This is a genomic window from Mycobacterium sp. TH-M25 (genome assembly GCF_057473665.1).
On sequence record NZ_JBYCLA010000513.1, the window covers coordinates 1 to 5,272 of the forward strand.

Consider the following 5,272-nt stretch of genomic DNA (forward strand, 5'->3'; position numbering starts at 1 on the left):
CCGCAGGTTGTGCATCACCGACTGCGCCTCGCCGTGCACAAAGGCGTGCACCTGGCCGGGCATCCAGAAGGCGGTCTTGACGGCTTCGACCAGTGGCGCGTTGTCGCCGGCTCGGTCCTCGCCGACCAGGTCGGCCCGACCGCCGCGGTACAGCCAGTTGACGTGGACACCTTCCGGGGCGGTCAGCGGCACCTCATCATCGGGTTCGGCGACTTCGATGAATACCTGGCCGATTGCGTTGGCGGGCAACGCTTCCAATGCGACACTGATCGCCGGCAACGCGGTCTCATCCCCCGCCATCAGGTGCCAGTCGGCGGCTGGATCGGGCGCGTACGCGCCGCTGGGGCCCATCACATACATCGGCTGGCCGGGCTGCGCCGAGACGGCCCACGGTCCGGCGGTCCCGTGCTCACCGTGCACCGCGATGTCGACGGTGAGCTCACGCGCGGCCGGGTCGGCACGACGAACGGTGATGGTCCGCACCACCGGCCGCCGGACCACCGGCAACTCGGCGAAGGAATCCAGTGTCAACGGGCTCGGCAACGCGGCCACGTCGACATCGTCTGCCACGAAGACCAGCTTGACGTAGGAGTCGGTGAATTCGCTCGCGGTGAACGTATCGAAACCTCTGCCGCCCAGGACAACTCGAATCATGTGCGACATGACTTGTTCGGTGCGCACCACCTCGAACGCGTGCACTGGTCGACCGGCCACGTGGTTGCCCTCCTTCGGCACTGGTTCTTTCGACTATAGAGGCGCAACGGGTCGCACCGGCCGCCGGACGATCCGCCACCGACCGTCGTTACGCTCGGCCACACCGGCAAGCTCCAACATCGCCAACGACGCCAAGATCCGCGCCGGGTCCACGGCTGCGGCGACGGCAATCTCGTCGACCGTAACGGCCCCGCGGCCCGGCAGCGCCTCGTACACGCGTCGCTCGTCCTCGCTCAGGCCGTCGAGCGGACTAGCCGGATGGGCTTGCTCAGACGCCAACTCGCCGATCCGGCCGACCAATTCGACAACATCCTCGGCGCGGGTGATGACTTCGGCGCCCGCGCGCAGCAGTGCATGGCATCCGCTCGACGCCGACGATGTCACCGGCCCCGGCACCGCGCCGACAACGCGGCCCAAAGCCCGCGCCCACGCCGCGGTGTTGGCGGCACCGCTGCGCAGGCCCGCCTCCACCACGACCGCCGCCCCGGCGAGTGCGGCCACCAACCGGTTGCGGGTCAAGAACCGGTGTCGGGCCGGGCGTACCCCGGGTGGATATTCGGTGACGAGTAGACCGTGCGTCGCGATCCGATGCAGCAAGGCCGAATGCCCTGCGGGATAGGGAATGTCGAGCCCGCCCGCTAGCACCGCCACCGTATGTCCGTCGACGGACAGCGCCGCACGGTGCGCCGCCCCGTCGATGCCGTACGCACCTCCGGAGACGACCGCGACATCGCGTTCGGCCAGCCCGACTGCAAGGTCTGCGGCCACGTGCTCGCCGTAACTTGTGGCCGCACGAGTGCCGACGACGGCAGCGGCGCGCTGCGTGATGTCGTCGAGCCCCGCTGGGCCCAGCACCCACAACACCATGGGCGGTCCACCGCGCGGTTTCGCCGCAACCGCCGCACCTCTGAAGGCGGCGAATGCCAGCGCCGGCCATTCGTCGTCGGCCGGGGTGAGAAGACGGCCACCGCGTCGAGCTAGAAATTCGAGGTCCTCAACAGCACAATCGATTTCCCGCCTGGCTTCGGTGTGCCGAGCTAATTTTTCATCGACTCGGCCGCGCCGCACCCGCTCGGCCGCTTCGACTGGGCCGACCCGGGCCACCAGAGCGGCGAGTTCGACGCACGGCGGCTCGACGACTCGCGACAGGTATGCCCACGCCCGCTGTACCTGGTCGGTCATCGTGAGGATCCCGGCTGCCGGAAACTCAGCGCGGTGGCGACCTCGTCGCGCCCGGGCGACGTGCGGCCGGCCAGGTCGCTGAGCGTCCACGCGACGCGCAGCGTTCTGTCCACGCCGCGAATGCTCAGCAGGCCGCGGTCCAGCGCGGTCCGCAGCGGCTCCATCGCACTGTTGCCCGGCCGGAATCGCCGTCGGAGCAGCGTCCCGCTGACCTCAGCATTGGTCCGGCAGCCGTGGGTAGACCAGCGCTGCGCGGCGGCTTCGCGGGCCACCGTAACCCGGTGCCGGACCTCGCCCGTCGACTCCGGTTCGGAACTGGCGAACAAGCTCATCCGGACCGGATGCATCTCGACCCGTAAGTCGACGCGGTCCAGCAACGGCCCGGAGAGTCGGCCGAGATAGCGACGTTTGACCGCCGCGGCGCAGATGCAGTCCTGCGGGTCAGCCGGTGCGCACGGGCACGGATTGGCCGCCAAGACCAGTTGAAAACGCGCCGGGTAGCGCGCCACACCGTCACGGCGAGCGAGGCGAATTTCGCCCTCCTCCAACGGGGTCCGTAGCGCCTCCAGGGAGCTGACCCCGATCTCGGCGCACTCGTCCAGGAACAGCACCCCGCGGTGCGCCCGGCTCACAGCGCCTGGCCGAGCCATTCCCGTCCCGCCTCCGACGAGTGCCGCGACGCTCGAGCTGTGATGCGGCGCCACGAACGGCGGCCGGGTAATCAACGGGGTGGCGTCCGACAACAGGCCGGCCACCGAGTGAATCGCGGTGACCTCCAGCGACTCGCCGTTTGACAGCGACGGGAGCAGACCCGGAAGACGTTGCGCCAGCATGGTTTTACCCACTCCTGGCGGCCCGGTCAGCATCAGGTGATGCGACCCGGCAGCGGCGACCTCGACCGCGAAACGCGCCTGGGCCTGGCCCACCACGTCAGCCAGATCCGTGGCCGGCTCGGCCTCGGCAACCGTCCCGCCGACCGGCTCGTCAAGACGCGCCGAACCCTTGAGCCAACCCAGCAGTTGTGCCAGCGTGCGCACACCCCAGACCTCGATGCCGTCGACCAGGCCGGCCTCGGGAAGGTTCTCGACCGGAACCACTACGACCCCCCAACCGGCGACCTTGGCCGCAAGCACCGCCGGCAGCACCCCACGTACCGGCCGCACCCGGCCGTCCAAGGCCAGCTCGCCGAGCAGCACCGTGGATTCCAGTTGCCGCCATGGCTTTTTCCGCTGCGCCGACAAGACGGCGGCAGCCAGCGCCAAGTCGTAGACCGATCCCATTTTGGGCAGCGTTGCCGGTGACAATGCAAGCGTCAGGCGCGACATCGGCCACTTGTTGTTGCAGTTCGTGATCGCGGCGCGGACCCGATCACGCGACTCCTGCAGGGCAGCATCCGGAAGGCCGACGAGATGCACACCGGGCAAGCCGGAGGTGATGTCGGCTTCGATCTCCACGATCTGTCCGTCCAAACCCAGCACCGCGACCGAAAACGCCCGCCCGAGCGCCATCAGACCACCCCCCGCAGGTGAGCGATTTCCGGTGTTCGGCGTCGGCCGATCCGCACGCCGATGACGTCGATCCGAACCGCAGCCCAGCGACGGTCCTGACTGGCCAGCCAGATCCCGGCGAGTCGGCGCAACCGTCGCGCTTTTTGCGGCGTCACCGCCTGCGCCAGGCCACCGAAGCTTTCACCGGTACGGGTTTTCACCTCGACGAAGACCACCGCGTCGGGGGCCGGGTCGACGGCGATCAGATCGAGTTCGCCGTAGCGGCAGCGCCAATTGCGATCCACGATCCCCAGCCCGAGCCCGATCAGGTGATCTGCGGCCAACTGCTCACCGAGCGCGCCGATCTCGGCTCGGCTCCATGTCGTCATGCCGCCACTCTGTGACAACGCACCGACGCAGATATCCGGCACGCCGCCGTTACTGCGGGACGGCGACCGGTTATCCCCAGTTGCGCGAAGATCCACAGGGAGGACTCCGACCCCAAACCATCCGTCTGGAAGAAGACCCCAGGCCGTTCACCAATGACCGGAGGTGCGGCATGGATCCCGTGGGCTACGGAATCCTTTCGCTGTGCGGACCCGTGGCGGTTTAGCGGAAACGGGCGATCGTGGCGTGGGCCGGCATGCGGGGAGGTTTGTCGCTGGCCGCGGTGCTGGAATTGTTGAAGCGACGGCCGCCGCATCAACGCGACACCGTCGCGTCATCGAACGAGACTTCGACCTTGAGGAGGCCCGGCGCACCGGCTCCTGATGATGCGAGCGCTTGCCAGCACTTTGCCATCAAAAAGGAAGCTTGAGAATGGGGCCAGCCGGGTATGGTGCGAGCGTGACGGCACCGGCTGACGATCGGGCGATACCGCTAACCTTTTCCCAGGTGCTCAAGCGGACCTTGCTGGGTAAGCCACTGATCAGCGAAAAGCTGAAAGGCCAGCAGCTATCCAAACGGGTTGCGCTCGGGGCGCTGTCACCCGATGCGATCTCCTCGACCGCCTACGGGCCCGAGGAGATTTTGACCGAGCTGGTTCCGCACGCCGGGATGGCCGCCTTCGTGCTGTTGCTGCCGATCACCGGCATCCTGCTGTTGGTGCTGGCTTTGGTGGCCGCGTCCTATCGACAGGTCGTGATGGCCTACACCCGGGCCGGCGGTTCCTACATCGTCACGCGTGACAACTTCGGGCCACGGGTAGCCCAGATCGCCGCGGCAGCACTGTTGATCGATTACACGGTGACGGTGGCGGTGCAGGCAGCGGCGGGAACGGTGGCGGTGGCCTCGGCCCTGCCCTCGCTGGGACCCTACAGCCTGGAAATCACCGTCGGTGTGGTGCTGCTCATCTCCTACATGAATCTGCGCGGTGCCAAAGAAGCGGGTCGGCCCTTCGCCCTGGCGACGTATTCGTTCGTGATCATGGTCTCGCTGATGATCGTCACCGGCGTGCTCCGCCACATGTTCTGGAGTTTGCCGATCTACGATCCGCAACACCTGCCGGGCACCGTGCCGGTCCATCAAGACCACGGCCTGGTGATGGGCGCAACGATTTTGGTGCTGCTGCGGGCCTACGCCAACGGCGGTTCCTCACTGACCGGCGTGGAGGCCATCTCCAACACGGTGAACCTTCTCAAGGAACCGCAGGGCCCCAACGCACGGCGCGTTCTCACCATAATGGCCTGCATCCTCGGGACCTTGCTGGCCGGCGTCGCTTACCTGGCCTACGCCACGCACGCCACCCCGTATCAAGATGAATACCCGTCGGTGCTGGCACAGATCGCCCGGGCCGCCTTCGGTCACGGCCTGATCGGGAATGTCTTCTTCGTGCTCGTGCAGGTATCGACCGCGGCGATTCTGTATATCGGCGCCAACACCAGTTTCAA

The 5,272-nt window shown here is 67.5% G+C and carries 5 protein-coding genes; 1 reads left to right on the forward strand and 4 read right to left on the reverse strand.

Annotated features, from left to right (window positions below):
* The 4 genes from AC2VOU_RS17340 to AC2VOU_RS17355 form a co-directional block, all read right to left on the reverse strand.
* The coding region (locus tag AC2VOU_RS17340; protein WP_486958482.1) for a siderophore-interacting protein at window positions 1-714 on the reverse strand (714 nt) is incomplete at its 3' end.
* 33 nt (window positions 715-747) lie between these two features.
* On the reverse strand, window positions 748-1,896 hold the full coding sequence (gene dprA, locus AC2VOU_RS17345) for a DNA-processing protein DprA (RefSeq protein ID WP_486958483.1): 1,149 nt from the start codon (window positions 1,894-1,896) through the stop codon (window positions 748-750).
* Window positions 1,893-3,404, reverse strand: a complete 1,512-nt coding sequence (locus AC2VOU_RS17350; RefSeq protein WP_486958484.1) for a YifB family Mg chelatase-like AAA ATPase — start codon at window positions 3,402-3,404, stop codon at window positions 1,893-1,895. The genes dprA and AC2VOU_RS17350 overlap by 4 nt, the downstream gene beginning before the upstream one ends.
* The gene (locus AC2VOU_RS17355) at window positions 3,404-3,772 is read right to left on the reverse strand and encodes a YraN family protein (protein WP_486958485.1); all 369 of its coding nucleotides are present in this window, start codon (window positions 3,770-3,772) and stop codon (window positions 3,404-3,406) included. The genes AC2VOU_RS17350 and AC2VOU_RS17355 overlap by 1 nt, the downstream gene beginning before the upstream one ends.
* Before the next feature lie 430 nt (window positions 3,773-4,202).
* Between AC2VOU_RS17355 and AC2VOU_RS17360 the strand changes: the two genes are divergently transcribed.
* A partial coding sequence (locus AC2VOU_RS17360; protein ID WP_486958486.1) for an APC family permease occupies window positions 4,203-5,272 on the forward strand: 1,070 nt, incomplete at its 3' end.

What these genes read in the sequence shown, in the direction of transcription:
- dprA (WP_486958483.1), bottom strand. Translation starts at nt 1,896, where the DNA reads ATGACCGACCAGGTACAGCGGGCGTGGGCATACCTGTCGCGAGTCGTC.
- AC2VOU_RS17350 (WP_486958484.1), bottom strand. Translation starts at nt 3,404, where the DNA reads ATGGCGCTCGGGCGGGCGTTTTCGGTCGCGGTGCTGGGTTTGGACGGA.
- AC2VOU_RS17355 (WP_486958485.1), bottom strand. Translation starts at nt 3,772, where the DNA reads ATGACGACATGGAGCCGAGCCGAGATCGGCGCGCTCGGTGAGCAGTTG.